This is a genomic window from Streptomyces catenulae (assembly GCF_000718015.1).
Classification (GTDB): domain Bacteria; phylum Actinomycetota; class Actinomycetes; order Streptomycetales; family Streptomycetaceae; genus Streptomyces; species Streptomyces catenulae.
The window spans coordinates 39,847-56,589 of the sequence record NZ_JODY01000013.1; the positions used below are offsets into that span (position 1 = coordinate 39,847).

Annotated in this window: 18 protein-coding genes and 4 tRNA genes; 7 read left to right on the plus strand and 15 right to left on the minus strand. The window is 71.8% G+C overall.

From position 1 onward, the window contains the following. Positions 1 to 271: 271 nt before the first annotated feature. The 6 genes from IF23_RS0114110 to IF23_RS0114135 form a co-directional block, all read right to left on the minus strand. Positions 272 to 1,123 (minus strand): SCO4651 family lipoprotein, encoded by an 852-nt coding sequence (locus tag IF23_RS0114110; protein ID WP_037678175.1) that lies wholly within the window; start codon positions 1,121 to 1,123, stop codon positions 272 to 274. 148 nt (positions 1,124 to 1,271) lie between these two features. Continuing rightward, the gene (gene rplA, locus IF23_RS0114115) at positions 1,272 to 1,988 is read right to left on the minus strand and encodes a 50S ribosomal protein L1 (RefSeq protein WP_030283472.1); all 717 of its coding nucleotides are present in this window, start codon (positions 1,986 to 1,988) and stop codon (positions 1,272 to 1,274) included. Positions 1,989 to 2,100: 112 nt separating this feature from the next. Continuing rightward, positions 2,101 to 2,535 (minus strand): 50S ribosomal protein L11, encoded by a 435-nt coding sequence (gene rplK / locus IF23_RS0114120; RefSeq protein ID WP_030283474.1) that lies wholly within the window; start codon positions 2,533 to 2,535, stop codon positions 2,101 to 2,103. Positions 2,536 to 2,701: 166 nt separating this feature from the next. Next, positions 2,702 to 3,586 (minus strand): transcription termination/antitermination protein NusG, encoded by an 885-nt coding sequence (nusG, locus tag IF23_RS0114125; protein WP_030283475.1) that lies wholly within the window; start codon positions 3,584 to 3,586, stop codon positions 2,702 to 2,704. 72 nt (positions 3,587 to 3,658) lie between these two features. Continuing rightward, positions 3,659 to 3,955: a preprotein translocase subunit SecE gene (gene secE / locus IF23_RS0114130; RefSeq protein WP_030283478.1), complete on the minus strand. Its 297-nt coding sequence runs from the start codon at positions 3,953 to 3,955 to the stop codon at positions 3,659 to 3,661. Between the two features lie 109 nt (positions 3,956 to 4,064). Next, positions 4,065 to 4,137: transfer RNA gene (locus tag IF23_RS0114135), tRNA-Trp, on the minus strand. 181 nt (positions 4,138 to 4,318) lie between these two features. Between IF23_RS0114135 and IF23_RS0114140 the strand changes: the two genes are divergently transcribed. Together IF23_RS0114140 and IF23_RS0114145 are read left to right on the plus strand one after the other, a co-directional pair. Beyond that, positions 4,319 to 5,563: a pyridoxal phosphate-dependent aminotransferase gene (locus tag IF23_RS0114140; protein ID WP_030283480.1), complete on the plus strand. Its 1,245-nt coding sequence runs from the start codon at positions 4,319 to 4,321 to the stop codon at positions 5,561 to 5,563. Between the two features lie 123 nt (positions 5,564 to 5,686). Next, complete coding sequence (locus IF23_RS0114145; RefSeq protein ID WP_030283482.1) at positions 5,687 to 6,736, plus strand: adenosine deaminase; 1,050 nt, start codon at positions 5,687 to 5,689, stop codon at positions 6,734 to 6,736. Positions 6,737 to 6,805: 69 nt separating this feature from the next. On the opposite strand, the gene IF23_RS0114150 is transcribed toward IF23_RS0114145, so the two are convergent. The 6 genes from IF23_RS0114150 to IF23_RS0114175 all read right to left on the minus strand — a co-directional run bounded on the left by IF23_RS0114150 (position 6,806) and on the right by IF23_RS0114175 (position 9,343). Then, on the minus strand, positions 6,806 to 7,870 hold the full coding sequence (locus tag IF23_RS0114150) for a UDP-N-acetylmuramate dehydrogenase (protein ID WP_030283484.1): 1,065 nt from the start codon (positions 7,868 to 7,870) through the stop codon (positions 6,806 to 6,808). 52 nt (positions 7,871 to 7,922) lie between these two features. Further along, a complete protein-coding gene (locus tag IF23_RS0114155) occupies positions 7,923 to 8,357 on the minus strand; it encodes a MaoC family dehydratase (RefSeq protein WP_030283486.1) in 435 nt (144 codons plus the stop codon). Beyond that, on the minus strand, positions 8,357 to 8,812 hold the full coding sequence (locus tag IF23_RS0114160) for a MaoC family dehydratase N-terminal domain-containing protein (protein ID WP_030283488.1): 456 nt from the start codon (positions 8,810 to 8,812) through the stop codon (positions 8,357 to 8,359). Before IF23_RS0114160 ends, IF23_RS0114155 begins: the two co-directional genes overlap by 1 nt. An 86-nt stretch (positions 8,813 to 8,898) precedes the next feature. Continuing rightward, positions 8,899 to 9,063 carry a 50S ribosomal protein L33 gene (gene rpmG / locus IF23_RS0114165; RefSeq protein ID WP_006604855.1) on the minus strand — a complete coding sequence of 55 codons (165 nt, stop codon included), beginning with the start codon at positions 9,061 to 9,063 and terminating at the stop codon, positions 8,899 to 8,901. An 88-nt stretch (positions 9,064 to 9,151) separates the two neighbouring features. Further along, a tRNA-Met gene (locus tag IF23_RS0114170) sits at positions 9,152 to 9,224 on the minus strand. 46 nt (positions 9,225 to 9,270) lie between these two features. Further along, positions 9,271 to 9,343 (minus strand) — tRNA-Thr (locus tag IF23_RS0114175). Between the two features lie 182 nt (positions 9,344 to 9,525). Here IF23_RS0114175 and IF23_RS0114180 point away from each other — a divergent pair. Both IF23_RS0114180 and IF23_RS0114185 read left to right on the plus strand, forming a co-directional pair. Beyond that, on the plus strand, positions 9,526 to 10,779 hold the full coding sequence (locus tag IF23_RS0114180; RefSeq protein ID WP_030283489.1) for an amidohydrolase family protein: 1,254 nt from the start codon (positions 9,526 to 9,528) through the stop codon (positions 10,777 to 10,779). 201 nt (positions 10,780 to 10,980) lie between these two features. Continuing rightward, entirely contained in the window at positions 10,981 to 11,643 is a 663-nt protein-coding gene (locus tag IF23_RS0114185) for an NAD(P)H-binding protein (protein WP_030283491.1), read from the plus strand. A gap of 272 nt (positions 11,644 to 11,915) precedes the next feature. Here the strand turns inward: IF23_RS0114185 and IF23_RS0114190 are convergent, their stop codons facing one another. Beyond that, entirely contained in the window at positions 11,916 to 12,914 is a 999-nt protein-coding gene (locus IF23_RS0114190; protein ID WP_030283493.1) for a zinc-dependent alcohol dehydrogenase family protein, read from the minus strand. A 49-nt stretch (positions 12,915 to 12,963) separates the two neighbouring features. Next, positions 12,964 to 13,755, minus strand: a complete 792-nt coding sequence (locus IF23_RS0114195; RefSeq protein ID WP_030283495.1) for a DeoR/GlpR family DNA-binding transcription regulator — start codon at positions 13,753 to 13,755, stop codon at positions 12,964 to 12,966. A gap of 300 nt (positions 13,756 to 14,055) precedes the next feature. Here IF23_RS0114195 and IF23_RS0114200 point away from each other — a divergent pair, with 300 nt between their 5' ends. Next, positions 14,056 to 14,508, plus strand: a complete 453-nt coding sequence (locus IF23_RS0114200; RefSeq protein ID WP_030283497.1) for a CBS domain-containing protein — start codon at positions 14,056 to 14,058, stop codon at positions 14,506 to 14,508. A gap of 127 nt (positions 14,509 to 14,635) precedes the next feature. After that, on the plus strand, positions 14,636 to 15,472 hold the full coding sequence (locus IF23_RS0114205; RefSeq protein ID WP_030283499.1) for a maleylpyruvate isomerase family mycothiol-dependent enzyme: 837 nt from the start codon (positions 14,636 to 14,638) through the stop codon (positions 15,470 to 15,472). Positions 15,473 to 15,814: 342 nt separating this feature from the next. Here IF23_RS0114205 and IF23_RS0114215 read toward each other — a convergent pair. Then, a tRNA-Tyr gene (locus IF23_RS0114215) sits at positions 15,815 to 15,896 on the minus strand. A 197-nt stretch (positions 15,897 to 16,093) separates the two neighbouring features. On the opposite strand from IF23_RS0114215, the gene IF23_RS0114220 reads away from it, so the two are divergent. Beyond that, positions 16,094 to 16,582 (plus strand): YajQ family cyclic di-GMP-binding protein, encoded by a 489-nt coding sequence (locus tag IF23_RS0114220; protein ID WP_030283501.1) that lies wholly within the window; start codon positions 16,094 to 16,096, stop codon positions 16,580 to 16,582. The last annotated feature ends 161 nt before the right edge of the window (positions 16,583 to 16,743 follow it).

Sequence of the window (16,743 nt, forward strand, 5' to 3'; positions counted from 1 at the left end):
AGAAGGGGCTGGGCAAAACAAACGCCCCGGCGCAGGCGCACGGGGCGTGACTCGACCGTCCGACGAATCGTCCGGGAGTTCATCCACACATACCTGCGCAGGCCGTCCGCAGCTAGCGGATCCTTCGGCCACCACGCGCCCCGGAAAGGACGCGCAGAGACAACCAGCGGTCTTTGGCTTCCTCGGTACGGTACGCGAACGGCCCACGCTCAGGCAAATCCGCCGCGAGGGGCCCGGAACGCGCCCCTCGCCTGCGGTTTCCCTCCCCCGGTCAGGCGCCGGGAGCGGTCATCGTCTGGCTCGCCGGCGGCGGCTCGACGGCGACCTTGGTGCCGTAGTCGGTGTAGAAGGCCGTCGAGTCGATCGGCATCTTGCCGTCGACGTGCTCCTCCTTCTTCACCAGGAGGTCGTCACCGTCGATCCAGAGGTCGAGCTTCTCGCTCTTCGCGCCGCCCTGCTCCAGCTGCTTCTGGACGGCGTCGCGGACCTCCTTGCCGAGGTTCTTGCTGAGGTCGGCCATGGAGACGGTGCCGGTGTAGTGCGTCGCCTCGACGCCGTTGACCTTCTCCTTGCCGACGACCTTGGCCGTGCCGGATGCGAGCAGGACCTCGATCGGCTGGCTCGGGTTGGCGTTGTCGAGGACGTCCTTGACCGCCGTGCCGGAGGCGCCCATCTGCTTCGACAGCGCTTCGTAGGAGTACTTCACCCAGGGCTTGCCGCCCGAGCCGGGCATGGCCGAGCCCGCGTTCATGTAGACCGCGTCCTGGGTGTAGAGCGCCTTGATCGGCTTGCCCGCGGCGGGGCTCTTGGCGCCGGTCAGGGTGTTCTCGACGTTCATCTGCATGCCCTGCGACCAGTCGAGACCGCCCTTGGTGGTCTGCTTGAACCGGCCGCCGGCGGACGTCGTCTGCGTCGAGCCGTCGAACTTCGCGGACTTCTTGGCCGCGGTGGCCTCCTTGGCCGCCTTCAGGGCCGCCACCGGGCCCTGGGCCGCCTTGTCGCCGCCCGCCGCGTCACCGCCCCCGCCGCTGCCGGACGCCTTCGCGCCGTCGTTACAGGCGCTGAGACCGCCCACCAGCAGAACTACCCCCGCCACGACGGCGGTGATTCGCGTGCTACGCATCTGAGGCTCCCCCTTGGATCGCTGTGCGAGTGCGGTGGTGACTCTAATGCCTGCCACCGACACCGCACGCAACAGGCCCCGCCGTCCGGAAACCGGGCGGCGGGGCCTGCGTCATGCTGCGCGCGCTGGAGCACGTCGATCACGAGGATCAGACGGCCTCTTCCTCGACGAGGAGGTTGCGGGTGCGGTTGGCGTCCAGCGGGATGCCGGGGCCCATCGTGGTGGTGATGGTCGCCTTCTTGATGTAGCGGCCCTTCGCGGCGGACGGCTTGAGACGGTTGATCTCCTCAAGCGCCGCGGCGTAGTTCTCCACCAGCTTGGCCTCGTCGAAGGAGACCTTGCCGATGATGAAGTGGAGGTTCGCGTGCTTGTCCACGCGGAACTCGATCTTGCCGCCCTTGATGTCGGTGACAGCCTTGGCGACATCCGGGGTGACGGTGCCGGTCTTCGGGTTCGGCATCAGACCACGGGGACCGAGCACGCGGCCGAGGCGGCCGACCTTGCCCATGAGGTCCGGGGTGGCGACGACGGCGTCGAAGTCCAGACGGCCCTTGGAGACCTCGTCGATCAGTTCGTCGGAGCCGACGATGTCGGCGCCCGCGGCTTCCGCGGCCGCAGCACGGTCGCCGGTCGCGAAGACCAGGACCCGGGCGGTCTTACCGGTGCCGTGCGGAAGGTTCACGGTGCCGCGGACCATCTGGTCGGCCTTGCGCGGGTCAACGCCCAGACGCATGGCGACCTCGACGGTCGAGTCGAACTTGGCGGACGAGGTGTCCTTGGCGAGACGGACGGCCTCGAGCGGGGCGTACAGACGCTCCCGGTCGATCTTCGCGTCCGCGTTGCGAAGAGTCTTGCTGCGCTTCACTGCTGCTCCTGAACAGGTGCGACCGTGCGGTTCTCACCGCGCGGAGGATGGAGTCGTGGTACGGGCCAGCGCCTGGCCCTGCCACGGGTGGCGACTACGCCGGTACGAGCTGTCAGCCCTCGACGGTGACGCCCATGGACCGGGCCGTGCCCGCGATGATCTTCGCGGCGGCGTCCAGGTCGTTGGCGTTCAGGTCGGGCATCTTGGTCGTGGCGATCTCGCGCACCTGGGCGTCGGTGATCTTCGCGACCTTCTTGGTGTGGGGCTCGCCGGAGCCCTTGTCCACACCGGCGGCCTTGAGGATCAGCTTCGCGGCCGGCGGGGTCTTGGTCACGAAGGTGAAGGAACGGTCTTCGTAGACCGTGATCTCCACCGGCACGACCATGCCACGCTGCGACTCGGTCGCGGCGTTGTAGGCCTTGCAGAACTCCATGATGTTCACGCCGTGCTGACCCAGCGCGGGGCCGACCGGCGGAGCCGGGTTCGCGGCACCGGCCTGGATCTGGAGCTTGATGAGCCCCGTGACCTTCTTCTTCTTGGGAGGCATGCTCTCTCCGGGTCCTAGTGAGAGGTTTCGCCATGCCATCCGGTCATCCGGATGGAGGCATACCGCACCACGATAACGGGTAGGGTCGTGCGGCCAAAAACCGAGCAGGTCAGACCGGCTGCGACAGCCGGTCTGACCTGTTCGGAAGCGGGGGTCCGGAAGAGCGTCAGTTCTTCTGGATCTGGTCGAAGCTCAGCTCGACCGGGGTCTCGCGACCGAAGATCTCGACGAGGCCCTTGACCTTCTTCGAGTCGGCGTTGATCTCGTTGATCGTCGCCTGCAGCGTCGCGAACGGGCCGTCGGTGACGGTGACGGAGTCGCCCACCTCGAAGTCCAGCACCTGGACCTCGACCTTGCGCTGCGGCGCGGGCTTGCCCTCGGCCGCGGCGGCCTCCTTGGCGGCCTTCTCCTCGGCCTCCGGGGCGAGCATCTTGACGATCTCGTCCAGCGTCAGCGGGTACGGGTCGTAGGCGTTGCCGACGAAGCCGGTGACACCGGGGGTGTTGCGGACGACGCCCCAGGACTCGTTCGTCAGATCCATGCGCACGAGCACATAGCCCGGGAGCTTGTTCTGGCGGACGTTCTTCCGCTCGCCGTTCTTGATCTGGACGATCTCTTCCTCGGGGACCTCGGCCTGGTAGATGAAGTCCTCGACGTTGAGCGAGACGGCGCGCTGCTCCAGGTTGGCCTTCACGCGCTTCTCGTAGCCCGCGTAGGTGTGGATGACGTACCACTCACCGGGCAGACCGCGCAGCTCGTCGCGGAGGGCGGCGATCGGGTCGACCGGCTCCTCGTCGACCTCGGCCTCGGCCTCCTCGGCGGCGTCCTCGTCCTCGACGTGCACGGCGGCGGCCTCGGCGGGCTCGCCCGCCTCGGTGTCCTCGGCGTCGATCTCGTCGGCGCCGTCGGCGTTCTCGACGATGTCGACGGCGCCCTCGCCATCGGAGACGGCGGCAGCGTCGCCCTCGACCTCGGCCGGGACGGCCGCGTCCACGTCGGCCTCAGCGGCCGTGACGGGCTCGGCGGCGTCGTTCAGGTTCGGGTCAGACACGTGGCTGCTTCTTCCTGGCTTCAAGGGGTTGAACATGCGAAAGGGCACCCCGCTGAGGTGCCCTCCGCGGGATCAGCCGAAGACGTACCCGACGACTCGGTTGATTCCCAAGTCAATCACGGTTACGAGACCGATGATGATGACGACGAAGACGATCACCACGGTGGTGTACGTCGACAGCTGGCTGCGGGAGGGCCAGACGACCTTGCGGAGTTCCGCGACGACCTGGCGGTAGAAGAGCGCCATGCGTGCGAGCGGGCCCTTCTTGCCGCGCTTACCGCCGCGACGGGGCTTCTTCTTCGATTCCGCTGCGTCGTCCTCGGAACGACCACGCTCAGGCATGTCGATGGAGCCCAGGGCGTCCGTCACTCGTCCTCACCTGAATCCGGGTCGTGGCCGTACAGCGTCCGGCCCGGCCGCACGGCGGTGCATTTCAGTACGTACGCGTGCACGCACTGCGGTGAAGAAGTGCGTGTAGCAGGGCCGGAGGGACTTGAACCCCCAACCGCTGGTTTTGGAGACCAGTGCTCTACCAATTGAGCTACGACCCTTTGTGCGTCCCCCAACCTACCTCATGTGTCCGACGCACCAAGTGCGTGGAACGCGCTGCCCGGTTGGGAGCCAACGGTCAGCGAGTGTACGTGTTCCGAGGCCGGGCGTCGAACAGAAACGTCCCGAGCGGCGCCGGTGGAGCTCCGCGCCGGGCCGCCGGAGGTCTGCGACGATGCCGCCATGAGCGCTGTCTCCCCCTCAGAACCGACCGGCGCCGCGGGCGGCATCCGCCGCGTGTCCGCCCGTGTCGGGGCCATCTCCGAGTCCGCCACGCTCGCCGTCGACGCCAAGGCCAAGGCCCTGCGGGCCGCCGGCCGCCCGGTGATCGGGTTCGGCGCCGGGGAGCCCGATTTCCCCACGCCCGACTACATCGTGGAGGCGGCCGTCGCCGCCTGCCGGACGCCGAAGTATCACCGCTACAGCCCGGCGGGCGGACTGCCGGAGCTGAAGTCGGCGATCGTCGCGAAGACCCGCCGCGACTCCGGGTACGCGGTCGAACCGTCCGAGGTCCTGGTCACCAACGGCGGCAAGCAGGCGATCTACGAGGCGTTCGCCGCGCTGCTCGACCCGGGCGACGAGGTGATCGTCCCGGCGCCGTACTGGACCACGTACCCGGAGTCGATCCGGCTGGCCGGGGGCGTGCCCGTACCGGTGGTCGCCGATGAGACGACCGGGTACCGGGTGGGCGTCGAGCAGTTGGAGGCGGCGCTGACCGGGCGGACCAAGGTGCTGGTGTTCGTCTCGCCGTCGAACCCGACCGGTGCGGTGTACCCGCGCGAGCAGGTGGAGGCGATCGGCCGCTGGGCGGCGCGGCACGGGCTGTGGGTGCTGACCGACGAGATCTACGAGCATCTGGTCTACGGCGACGCGGAGTTCTGCTCGTTGCCGGTGGTCGTGCCGGAGCTGCGGGACCGGTGTGTGGTGGTCAACGGCGTGGCGAAGACGTATGCCATGACCGGCTGGCGGGTGGGGTGGATGCTCGGGCCGAAGGACGTGGTCAAGGCGGCGACCAACCTCCAGTCGCACGCCACGTCCAACGTCGCGAACGTCTCGCAGGCGGCGGCGGTCGCCGCGCTGAGCGGCGATCTCACGGCCGTGGACGCGATGCGGACCGCCTTCGACCGGCGGCGCCGGACCATCGTGCGGATGCTGAACGAGATCGACGGCGTGGTCTGCCCGGAGCCGGAGGGGGCGTTCTACGCGTACCCGTCGGTGAAGGGGCTGCTGGGCAAGGAGATCCGCGGGCGGCGCCCGGGCAGCAGCGCGGAGCTGGCGGAGCTGATCCTGGAGGAGGCGGAGGTCGCGGTCGTCCCGGGCGAGGCGTTCGGCACCCCGGGCTACCTGCGGCTGTCGTACGCGCTCGGGGACGACGATCTCGCCGAGGGCGTGTCGCGGATCCAGCGGTTGCTGGCCGAGGCGCGCTAGCCGCGCAGGGGCCGCCCGTACGGGCCACCGGGGGGCGCCCGGTGGCCCGTACGCGTTTTCCCCGCTCAGCTCGTTCGGGGGCCGGGCTACCGGCGTGGCGGGTGTGTGCGGCAAGATCGGTGAATGGAGAGCGTTCGTGACGTGCGTCAGCTGCCGAAGGCCCATCTGCACCTGCACTTCACGGGGTCGATGCGGAGCACGACCCTGCTGGAGCTGGCCGACAAGTACGGCGTCCATCTGCCCGAGGCGCTGCGCGGCGGGGAGCCGCCCAGGCTGCGGGCGACGGACGAACGCGGCTGGTTCCGCTTCCAGCGGCTGTACGACATCGCCCGGTCGTGCCTGCGGGCCCCCGAGGACATCCAGCGGCTGGTCCGCGAGGCCGCGCAGGAGGATGTCGCCGACGGTTCGGGCTGGCTGGAGATCCAGGTCGACCCCACGTCGTACGCGCCCCGGCTGGGCGGGCTGATCCCGGCGCTGGAGATCATCCTGGACGCGGTGCGCGCCGCCTCGCGGGAGACCGGGCTGGGGATGCGGGTGGTGATCGCCGCCAACCGTATGAAGCATCCGCTGGACGCCCGGACGCTGGCCCGGCTCGCGGTGCGCTACGCGGATCAGGGCGTCATCGGGTTCGGGCTGTCCAACGACGAACGCCGGGGATTCGCGAGGGACTTCGACCGGGCCTTCGCCATCGCGCGCGAGGGCGGGCTGCTGGCGGCGCCGCACGGCGGGGAGCTGTCAGGTCCGGCGAGCGTGCGGGACTGTCTGGACGATCTGCACGCCGGGCGGGTCGGCCACGGGGTGCGCGCCGCGGAGGACCCGGTGCTGCTGCGGCGGTTGGCGGAGCGCGGGGTGACCTGCGAGGTGTGCCCGGCGTCCAATGTGGCGCTGGGGGTGTACGAGAAGCAGGAGGACGTGCCGCTGCGGACGCTCTTCGCGGCCGGGGTGCCGGTGGCGCTGGGCGCCGACGATCCGCTGCTGTTCGGTTCGCGGCTGGCCGCCCAGTACGACATCGCGCGGCGTACGCACGGCTTCACGGACGCGGAGCTGGCGGAGTTGGCCCGGCAGTCGGTGCGTGGTTCGCGGGCGCCGCAGCCGGAGCGGGAGCGGCTGCTGGCGGGGGTCGACGCCTGGCTGGCGGGCCCCGGCGACGGCGTGGCCCCGGGACGCGGCTGAGGCGGGACGGGCCCCGGGGGCGTCCGCGGTCCGGCGGCCCCGGGGTGCCCGGAGCCGCCGGTGGCCGTCTCAGAGGCTGACGCCGACCGTCACCGGCTCGTTGACGAGGGTGACGCCGAAGGCGGCGTGGACGCCGTCGCGGACCTCGCGGGCGAGGGCGAGCAGGTCCTCGGTGGTGGCCTCGCCGCGGTTGGTGAGGGCGAGGGTGTGCTTGGTGGAGATACGGGCCGGGCCGGTGCCGTAGCCCTTGGGGAAACCGGCCTTGTCGATCAGCCAGGCGGCGGAGGTCTTCACCAGGCCGTCACCGGCGGGGAAGGCGGGCGGGGCGGTGTCCGGGCCGAGGCGGTCGTGGACGCGGGCGACGAACGCGGCGTGCTCGGCCTCGGTCAGGACGGGGTTGGTGAAGAAGGATCCGGCGGACCAGGTGTCGTGGTCGTCCGCGTCCAGGACCATGCCCTTACCGGCGCGCAGCGCGAGGACGGTGGCCCGGGCGGTGGCCGCGGGCACCCGCTGACCTGCCTCGACGCCGAGGACCCGGGCGGTCTCGGGGTACTTCAGCGGTGCGGAGAGCCCGTCCGCGTCCTCCAGGGCGAAGCGGACGCGCAGGACGACGTAGCGGTCCGGCTCGGCCTTGAAGCGGCTGTGCCGGTAGGAGAAGACGCACTCGGCGTTGGTGAGGGTGACCGTCTCCTCGGCGCGCCGGTCGTAGGCGACGACCTCGGTGATCGTCGCGGAGACCTCCTGGCCGTACGCGCCGACGTTCTGGATCGGGGTGGCACCGGCCGAGCCGGGGATTCCGGCGAGGCACTCGATCCCGGCGAGACCGGCTTCGACGGTGCGGGCGACGGCGTCGGACCAGTTCTCACCGGCGGCCAGTTCCAGGCGGGTGCCGTCGAGGGTGAGGCCGCGGGTCGCGATGCGCAGGGCGGTGCCGTCGAAGCCCTTGTCGCCGATGACGAGGTTGGAGCCGCCGCCGATGATCAGCAGCGGGGTCCCGGCGGCGTCGGCCTCCCGGACGGCGGCGATCACCTCGTCGTCCGTGACGGCCGTGATCAGTCGGTTCGCCGGGCCGCCGAGCCGGAAGGTGGTCAGCGGGGCGAGCGGGGCTTGGTGTTCCTCGTGGCGTTCCTGCACGCGCCCAAGGGTACGGGGGCGGTCGGCGCCGACCGCCCCCGGAGGCGTCCGCTCAGGCGAGGCGGACCACGGCGCGGGACATGCCCAGCACCTTCTGGCCGCCGCTCGTCGCGGTGAGGTCGACGCGGACGGTACGGGCGTCGTCGTCGAGCTTGGCCGCGACCTTGCCGCTGACCTCGATGACCGCGCCGGTGTCGTCGTTGGGGACGACGACGGGCTTGGTGAAGCGGACGCCGTACTCGGCGACGGCTCCCGGGTCACCGGCCCAGTCGGTGACGACGCGGGCGGCCTCGGCCATGGTGAACATGCCGTGCGCGATGACGTCCGGCAGCCCGACCTCCTTGGCGAACTTCTCGTTCCAGTGGATCGGGTTGAAGTCGCCGGAGGCGCCCGCGTAGCGGACGAGGGTGGCGCGGGTCACCGGGAAGGTCTGCGCCGGGAGTTCGGTGCCGACCTCGACGTCGTCGTAGGAGATCTTCGCGGTCATCAGGACGCCTCCTCGACGGCGCGGGCGACGAGCTTGGTGGTGGCGGTCACGACGTGTTCGCCGTTCTCGTCGTGGACGTCGCCGCGGATGTCGATGATGTCGTTACCGGCCATCGACTTGATCGCCTCGATGGTGGAGGTGACGGTGAGCCGGTCACCGGCGCGCACGGGGCGGGTGTAGGCGAATTTCTGGTCGCCGTGCACCACGCGGCTGTAGTCCAGCCCGAGCTGCGGGTCCTCGATCACCTGGCCCGCGGCCTGGAAAGTGATGGCGAACACAAAAGTCGGCGGGGCGATCACCTCGGGGTGGCCGAGCGCCTTGGCCGCTTCGGTGTCGGTGTACACGGGATTCCGATCACCGATCGCCTCGGCGAATTCCCGGATCTTTTCCCGCCCGACCTCATACGGCTCGGTGGGCGGGTACGTACGACCGATGAATGACGGATCGAGCGCCATTGGCTCGCAACCTCCCTGACTACTGGGGTGATAACGCCGTAAGGCCGCCCCCATTATCTGGGGACGGCCTCACGTACGAGCCTGTGTTATCGCGTCTCGCGGTGCGCGGTGTGCGAGTTGCAACGGGGGCAGTGCTTCTTCATCTCAAGACGGTCCGGGTCGTTACGCCGGTTCTTCTTGGTGATGTAGTTCCGCTCCTTGCACTCCACGCAGGCCAGCGTGATCTTCGGGCGGACGTCGGTGGCAGCCACGTGAGTGCTCCTTGACGGACGGACGGACGGATGAACGCATAAAAGAGTAGCCGATCGAAGGACCGACCCCACAATCGGCTACTGTCAGTAGCGGTGACCGGACTTGAACCGGTGACACAGCGATTATGAGCCGCTTGCTCTACCGACTGAGCTACACCGCTGCGATGCGAAGGACCCTCGCCCGAAGGCGAGGAAACTTCACACCAGAGCCCCAATACGGAATCGAACCGTAGACCTTCTCCTTACCATGGAGACGCTCTGCCGACTGAGCTATTGGGGCGAGCGATGAAGACATTACACGGCCCGCCGCCAAACGTGAAATCCGTATCCGGGTGGCGCCCGCCGCGGCGGCCCGCACCACGCCGGTACGACTATTCCGCGCCTGCGCGGGACGCCCGGGGGCGCGTCCTAGGCTCGGGGCACGCTGCGTGATCTTGCACGCCCGTGGCTTCGAGGAGCGCGATGTCCGACAGCAGTTCAGCGCAGCCGTCCCCGCGGCCGGGCAAGCCGGATGGCGGCTTCGACGCCGGCTCCCTGGCCCTGTGCGGCGCCCGGCTCGCCGACGGCCGCACGGTGGACGTACGGCTCGGCGGTGGCCGGATCGAGGCGGTCGGGACGGCCGGGGCGCTGGCCCCGCAGGGCGCCCGGGTCGACCTCTCCGGCTATCTGCTGCTCCCGGCGCCCGCCGAGCCCCACGCGCACTGCGACACGGCGCTGACCGCGGACGCGGCGGGCCCGGCGTCCGACTCCCCCGACGACGTCCAGCGGCGCACCACCGAGGCGGCGCTGCTCCAGCTCGGGCACGGGGCGACCGCCTCGCGCACCCACGTCCGGGTCGGCGGGGTGCGCGGGCTGCGGGCGCTGGAGGCGGTGCTCAAGGCGCGGCGGTCGCTGCGGGGGCTGGCGGATCTGTCGGCGGTGGCGGTGCCGCGGGTGCTGACCGGGGTGGCGGGCGCGGACGGGCTGGCGATGCTGCGGGACGCGGTGGCGATGGGCGCGTCGGTGGTCGGCGGCTGTCCGGATCTGGACCCGGACCCGGCCGGGCACGTCGAGGCGGTGCTGACGGTGGCGGCGGAGCACGGCGCGCCGGTGGACCTGCACACGGACGGCGACGACCCGGCGCGGCTGGCCCGGTTGGCGGCGATGGCGGGCGGGCTGCGGCCCGGGGTGGCGATCGGGCCGTGCGCCGGGATGGCGCGGATGCCGCGGAGCGTGGCGGGGCGGGTCGCCGAGCAGCTCGCGGCGGCGGAGGTCACCGTCGTCTGCCTGCCGCAGGGCGACTGCGCGGCGCTGGAGCGGTACGGGTCCCGGGTGGCCCGGCCCGCGCCGGTGCGGCTGCTGCGGGCGGCGGGCGTACGGGTGGCGGCGGGCAGCGGCGCCCTGCGGGACGCGGCGAACCCGGTGGGCCGCGGCGATCCCCTGGAGGCGGCGTACCTGCTGGCGTCCCTGGGAGAGGCCACCCCGGAGGCCGCGTACGAGTCCGTGAGCGGCGCGGCGCGGGCGGTCCAGGGGCTGCCGGAGGTCCGCGTCGAGGCGGGCTTCCCCGCGGAGCTGCTGGCGGTACGGGGCGAGCGGATCGCCGGGGTGCTGTCGCTGGCGTACAGCCGGGTGGTGATCCACCGGGGGCGGGTGGTGGCCCGGACCAGCGCGGTACGCGAGTACTGCGACGCGGCGGTCGCGGTGGCCCTGGAGCTGCCCCGTCAGTCGCAGCGGTGAGGGCGGGGCGGCAGTTGGGCGGGGCGGGCCTTCAGGGAGGGTTCCTGATGGATGCGGGGCGGGGGCGGGCGTTCAGGGAGCCTTCCTGAGGGTCACCCAGGAGGTCCGCCCCGTGGTGGGTTTCGGCCGTGTGGGCCCGGGACGGGCGCGGGGGCGTCGCGGCGGGCGGGTTTCGGGGCGAGGTCGTTTACGGTCGGCGACATGCGCATTGTCATCGCAGGTGGACATGGTCGGATCGCGCTGCGGCTGGAGCGGTTGCTCGCCGGGCGCGGGGACGAGGTGGCCGGGATCATCCGCCGGCCGGAGCAGGCGGGTGACCTGCTGGCGGCGGGTGCCGAGCCAGTGGTGTGCGATCTGGAGTCGGCGTCGGTGGCGGACGTGGCGCGGCATCTGGAGGACGCGGACGCCGCGGTGTTCGCCGCGGGTGCGGGTCCGGGTAGCGGTGCGGCCCGTAAGGACACCGTGGACCGCGGTGCGGCGGCGCTGTTCGCCGACGCGGCGGAGGCGGCGGGCGTCCAGCGGTTCGTGGTGGTCTCGTCGATGGGCGCGGACCGGGAGCCGCCGGAGGGCACCGACCCGGTCTTCGCCGCGTATCTGCGGGCCAAGGGCGCGGCCGACGCGGACGTACGGGCGCGGGCCGGGCTCGACTGGACGATCCTGCGCCCCGGGCGGCTGACGGACGACGCGGGGACCGGCCTGGTGGCGCTGGCGGAGTCGACGGGGCGGGCGGAGGTGACCCGCGACGACGTGGCGGCGACCCTGCTGGCCCTGCTGGACTCCCCCGGCACCGCCCACCGCACGCTGGAGCTGATCAACGGCGGCACGCCGGTCGCGGAGGCGGTACGGGCGGTGGCCGGGGGCTGAGCCGGGGGGAGTTGGTGGGCTGAGGCGGCCGGGCTCCGGAGAGCCCGGGCTGAGCCGAGGGGGCTCGGAGGGCCCGGCCCGTGCCGACGGATCCCCGGAGGGCCCGGCCCGTGCCGAGGCGTGGCCGGGCGTGCCGGACCGCCCGTCCCGGTACGTCGTCGCCCGGCCCGACCCGGCCCGAGCGTCTCCAGGGCCGGGGCTGGGTCACGCCCGGCCCCGGTCAAGCCCTCTCCGCCGTGCGGACCGCCCGCCGCCGGTCGGGCCGCTGTCCGTCAACTCCCCGGGTGGATCTGTATCTTCCGGCCCGTCCCGGCCCGGAAGGTGTCCAGGGCGGTGGTGAAGTCGGCGAGGCCGAAGCGGTGGGTGAGCATGGTGTCGGCGTCGATGACGCCCTTGGCCATGAGGTCGACGGCGCGGCCGAAGCTGTGGAGGACGGCCATCGAGCCGACGATGGTGATCTCGTCGTTGTAGACCTGGAACGGCGAGAACGACGCCTTGGCCGCCGACGGCGCGACGCCGAACTGCTGGAACGTGCCGCCGCGGCGCACCCGGGTGAGGCCGTCCTCGATGGCGGGGATCGCGCCGGTGCAGTCGATGACCGTCTCCCAGCCGCCGGGGCGCTCCAGCGCAGCGGCGTCGATGGCGGTGGCGTCGGCGCCGAGGCGGGCGGCGACGGCGAGCCGGCCCTCGTTGACGTCGACGACCGAGAGGGAGGCGGCTCCGGCGGCGCGGGCGAGTTGGAGCATCATCAGGCCCATCGTCCCGGCGCCGTAGATGAGGTAGTGGTCGCCGAGGCGGCGTGGCAGGACGTCGAAGCCGCGGACCGCGCAGGACAGCGGCTCGATGAGGGTGCCCTGGACGGTGTCGACGCTCTCGGGGAGCCGGTAGCAGTTGGCGGCGGGCACCGTGACGTACTCGGCCATCGCGCCGTCGACGGTGTCGCCGATGGCGCCCCAGCGCTCGCAGAGGTTGCCGCGGCCGATGGCGCAGAAGCGGCAGGCGCCACAGAAGAGCGAGGGGTCGACGGCGACCTGTGTGCCGGTGGGCAGCCCCGTCACCCCCTCCCCCAGGGCGACGACCTCGCCGGTGAACTCGTGCCCGGGGATGATCGGGTACGGCGTGGGCGCGAACTCGCCCTCGACGATGTGCACATCGGTCCCGCAGATGCCGACGGCCGCGGGCGCCACGACGACCTCGCCGGGCCCGGGTGTCGGGTCGTCGACGGTGGCGAGGGTGTGGGTACCGGGTGTTTCGACGACGACGGCGCGCATGGATCGGCCTCTCTCGTGACGGTGCGGTGGTGGCGGGGTGGTGCGGGGTTCAGGCCGGTGGGGTGACGGTGCGGACCTCGACGCCGAGGTCACGGGCGGCGCGCAGTTCGTCGGCGGGCGCGCGGTCGTCGGTGACCAGCAGGTCGTACCCGCCGACGTCGCCGTAGCCGAAGGTGGCGGTGCGGCCGAACTTGCGGTGTCCGACGGCGAGTACGGCGCGGTCGGCGGAGTGGAGGTAGGCGCGTTTGTTGTCGGCGTACTCGCGGACCGGGTGGTAGAGCCGTCCGGCGCTGATCGAGGTGGCGGTGACGAAGGCGACGGCGGCCCGCAGCCCGCGCAGCTCCCGCCGGGAGCGGGGGCCCGCGCAGGACTCGAAGTCCTCGTGGAACCGGCCGCCCAGCAACGTGACCTCGGCGGACGAGCCGGACAACAGGTAGGCCACGCGCAGGGAGTTGGTGATGACGTGCAGGTCCTCGACGGTGGCCAGGCGGCGGGCGAGCGGGAAGAGCGTGGAGCCGCAGTCGACGATGACCGTGCTGCCCGGGGTGACCTCCCCGACCAGCGCGTCGGCGAGCGCCGTCTTGGTGTCGAGGTCGGCGTGCTCACGGAAGCGGACCGCGCTCTCCATGGTGACGACGGGGAAGGCGGTGGCCACCCCGCGGCCCTTGTGGAGGAGTTGGCGTTCGGTGAGGTTGTCGAGATCGCGGTGCATCGTCATCACGCTGACGCCCAGGCGCTCGGCGAGATCGGCTATCCGTATCTCGCCCTCGTCGGCGACCTGGCGCAGCACCGTCCGGCGGCGCTGCTCCACCTCTGCCTCTGACCCACGGCTCGGTCGCATGCCCGGCCGCCCCCCTTCGCTGGCTCGACGCGTTCCCCCGGAACGTCGCTCGCGGCTTCCTTCGACGATAAGGCGCGGCCCACGAAAGTCACACACTTTATGTGAAGTTCAGGGAATTCTCGGGGTTGCCCCCGAGGGGTCGCGGCCCTTCCCCGAGGGGCGCTTCGGGGGCGGGCGGCGGGGTCCGGCCATCGGTGGTGTGATGGAAGGAGAAGACGGCACGAGAGGGGCGGAGGGGGCCGCTCCGGGAGCGCCGCCGGGGGGCTGTCGCGGTGCTCCGCCACCCGGAAGGAGGCTGTCATGCCCGGCACACGCGACGCGGCCGGTCCGCTGCGCGCCCAGGACATCATGACCGGCGGGGCGCACTGCGTCGGCGCCCACGAGACGCTGCACGCGGCGGCGCGGATGATGCGCGACATGGACGTCGGCTGCCTGCCCATCTGCGGCGACAACAACCGGCTCATCGGCATGATCACCGACCGCGACATCGTCGTCCGGTGCTGCGCCGACAACATCGACCCGGCGACGGTGCAGGCCGGGACGTTGGAGGGGCCGATCCACTGGATCGACGCGGCGGCGGACGCCGGGGAAGTCCTCCACACCATGGAGAAGCACCGGGTCAAGCGCCTCCCGGTGATCGACGTCCGCGCAGGTCACCGCCTGGTCGGCATGATCACCGAGGCGGACCTCGCCAAGAACCTCAGCGACACCCAGGTGGCCGAGTTCGCGGGGCGGGTGTACGCGGACGCCTGAGGAACCGGCGGCGGGCGCGCGGCGACCGTGAGGCCGCCGCGGTGGCCCTGGGCGGCCTCGCGCCGGGGCCGCCCGACCGCCCCGTAACCGCGTGGCGGCGCCCTGCGGCCCGCCCTACCATCCGGGCATGAGTACACCGGAATTCGCCCGCCGATGCACCGAAATCACCCGTCAGACCGCGGAGTTGAGGAAGCTCGTCGAGGCCGCCGACGCGCTCACGCCGGTTCCCGGCTGCCCCGGTTGGCACCTGGGACAGCTGGTGCGGCACGTCGGCGGTGCGCACCGCTGGGTCGAGGAGATCATCCGGACCCGCGCCACCCGGGAGGTGCCCGACGACCTGGTGAACGCGGTCGCGCCGCGCCGGGCCGAAGATCTGGCCGCCCTGGGCGCCTGGCTCGACGAGGGCGCCGCCCGCCTGGTGGAGCAGTTGCACGCGGCCGGGCCCGACGCCCGGGTGTGGACGGTGCTGCCCGACGAGACGTCCCCAGCCTTCTGGGCCCGGCGGATGGCGGGCGAGACCCTCGTCCACCGCGCGGACGCGGCGCTCGCCGTCGGCGCGGAGTTCACCGCCACCGACGAGGCGGCCCGCGACGCGGTCGACGAGTGGCTGTCCTTCTGCGACCACCCGGAGGCCCACGCACCGCTCCCGGACTCCCCCGCCGTCCTCGGCCCGGGCCGTACCCTCGCCTTCGACACGACGACGGCCACCCCGGACGCGGCCGACGGCGCCCTCTCCCCCGGCGGTCCCCCGCCCGCCCCCGCCCGCTGGTTCATCGACCTGACCGGCGACACCCCCGTCCTCCACCGCACCGCGGCCCCGGCAGCCGTCACCGTCCGCGCCACCCCGACGGCCCTCCTGCTCTTCCTCTACGGGCGCCCGCTCCCCGACGGCGCCCTCGGTGTCACCGGCGACCGCGAACTGCTGGCCCGGTGGCGGGACCGGGCCGCGTTCTGGCTCACCTGACCCGCGCCCGGACGGCCCCTGACCTGCGGCGAGGACGTCATAACGAAGGGGTTGTGGATCGGGTCACCTGACCATCGCCGACTGCACCAACAACACCAACCAGCGCGTCGCCTTCCATGTGACGGCCGTACGCGGCTGGGCCCCCGACGGCGCGGGGAACTGGGTCAGCCTCACCCCGGGCCGGCGCGGCAGGTCGGGGTTCCCGTGCGGCGGCACCGGCGTCGGCAGCAACGGGCTGGGAGGAAGGCTGAGCGACCGTAGCGGTCGCGCCTGACTCTTTCAGGTAAACGAAAACCCCCTCCGAACTGCTGTGATGCAGTTCGGAGGGGGTTTCCTCCACTGTGGCGGCGCCAGGATTCGAACCTGGGAAGGCGAAGCCGGCAGATTTACAGTCTGCTCCCTTTGGCCGCTCGGGCACACCGCCAGGGTTTGCTGCCGGAGACCCGCTTGCTGCGGTGCTCGGTGGCAACGACGTAAACCATACCTGATGGCAGGGGGTGCTCCGCCACTCGGTTCGCGCGGCCGGGGGCGTGGGTGCGGGGGCCGCCTCCTCTAGGCTGGCGGGGCGGTCCGGGACGGGCCGTTTCCCTGACGGATCTATCCACGAGGAGCCAACTCACCATGGCCGACTCCAGTTTCGACATCGTCTCGAAGGTCGAGCGGCAGGAGGTCGACAACGCCCTCAACCAGACCGCCAAGGAGATCTCGCAGCGCTACGACTTCAAGGGCGTGGACGCGTCGATCGAGTGGTCGGGCGAGAAGATCGAGATGCGCGCCAACGGCGAGCAGCGGGTCAAGGCCGTACTCGACATCTTCCAGACCAAGCTGGTCAAGCGCGGGGTCTCGCTGAAGGCGCTGGACGCGGGCGAGCCGCAGCTCTCCGGCAAGATGTACAAGATCTTCGCCTCCATCCAGGAGGGCATCTCGCAGGAGAACGCCAAGAAGGTCGCCAAGACGATCCGCGACGAGGGCCCGAAGGGCGTCAAGGCGCAGGTCCAGGGCGATGAGCTGCGGGTCAGCTCGAAGAGCCGCGACGACCTCCAGGCCGTTCAGCAGCTGCTGAAGGGCAAGGACCTGGACTTCGCGATCCAGTTCGTGAACTACCGGTAGGCACCGGCGTACGACGGTACGGGCCCGTGGGTCGGGGCGTTCCGTCGGCGGAGCACACGCAGTGACCGGGTGGGGCGGCGGGCCATGGGCGCGCCGCCCCACCGGCGTGTCCGGCCGTCACCCGGACGGGGCGACGGCCGGGGCGCGGTGCGGCCCGCGCC

Coding starts and splice junctions, on each gene's coding strand:
- IF23_RS0114160 (WP_030283488.1), bottom strand. CDS start 8,812: ATGGCGCTCGATCCGTCATTCATCGGTCGTACGTACCCGCCCACCGAG.
- IF23_RS0114195 (WP_030283495.1), bottom strand. CDS start 13,755: ATGCGACCGAGCCGTGGGTCAGAGGCAGAGGTGGAGCAGCGCCGCCGG.
- IF23_RS0114185 (WP_030283491.1), top strand. CDS start 10,981: ATGCGCATTGTCATCGCAGGTGGACATGGTCGGATCGCGCTGCGGCTG.
- IF23_RS0114140 (WP_030283480.1), top strand. CDS start 4,319: ATGAGCGCTGTCTCCCCCTCAGAACCGACCGGCGCCGCGGGCGGCATC.
- IF23_RS0114180 (WP_030283489.1), top strand. CDS start 9,526: ATGTCCGACAGCAGTTCAGCGCAGCCGTCCCCGCGGCCGGGCAAGCCG.
- rplK (WP_030283474.1), bottom strand. CDS start 2,535: ATGCCTCCCAAGAAGAAGAAGGTCACGGGGCTCATCAAGCTCCAGATC.
- IF23_RS0114155 (WP_030283486.1), bottom strand. CDS start 8,357: ATGACCGCGAAGATCTCCTACGACGACGTCGAGGTCGGCACCGAACTC.
- IF23_RS0114220 (WP_030283501.1), top strand. CDS start 16,094: ATGGCCGACTCCAGTTTCGACATCGTCTCGAAGGTCGAGCGGCAGGAG.
- IF23_RS0114145 (WP_030283482.1), top strand. CDS start 5,687: ATGGAGAGCGTTCGTGACGTGCGTCAGCTGCCGAAGGCCCATCTGCAC.
- IF23_RS0114200 (WP_030283497.1), top strand. CDS start 14,056: ATGCCCGGCACACGCGACGCGGCCGGTCCGCTGCGCGCCCAGGACATC.
- IF23_RS0114205 (WP_030283499.1), top strand. CDS start 14,636: ATGAGTACACCGGAATTCGCCCGCCGATGCACCGAAATCACCCGTCAG.
- IF23_RS0114110 (WP_037678175.1), bottom strand. CDS start 1,123: ATGCGTAGCACGCGAATCACCGCCGTCGTGGCGGGGGTAGTTCTGCTG.
- IF23_RS0114190 (WP_030283493.1), bottom strand. CDS start 12,914: ATGCGCGCCGTCGTCGTCGAAACACCCGGTACCCACACCCTCGCCACC.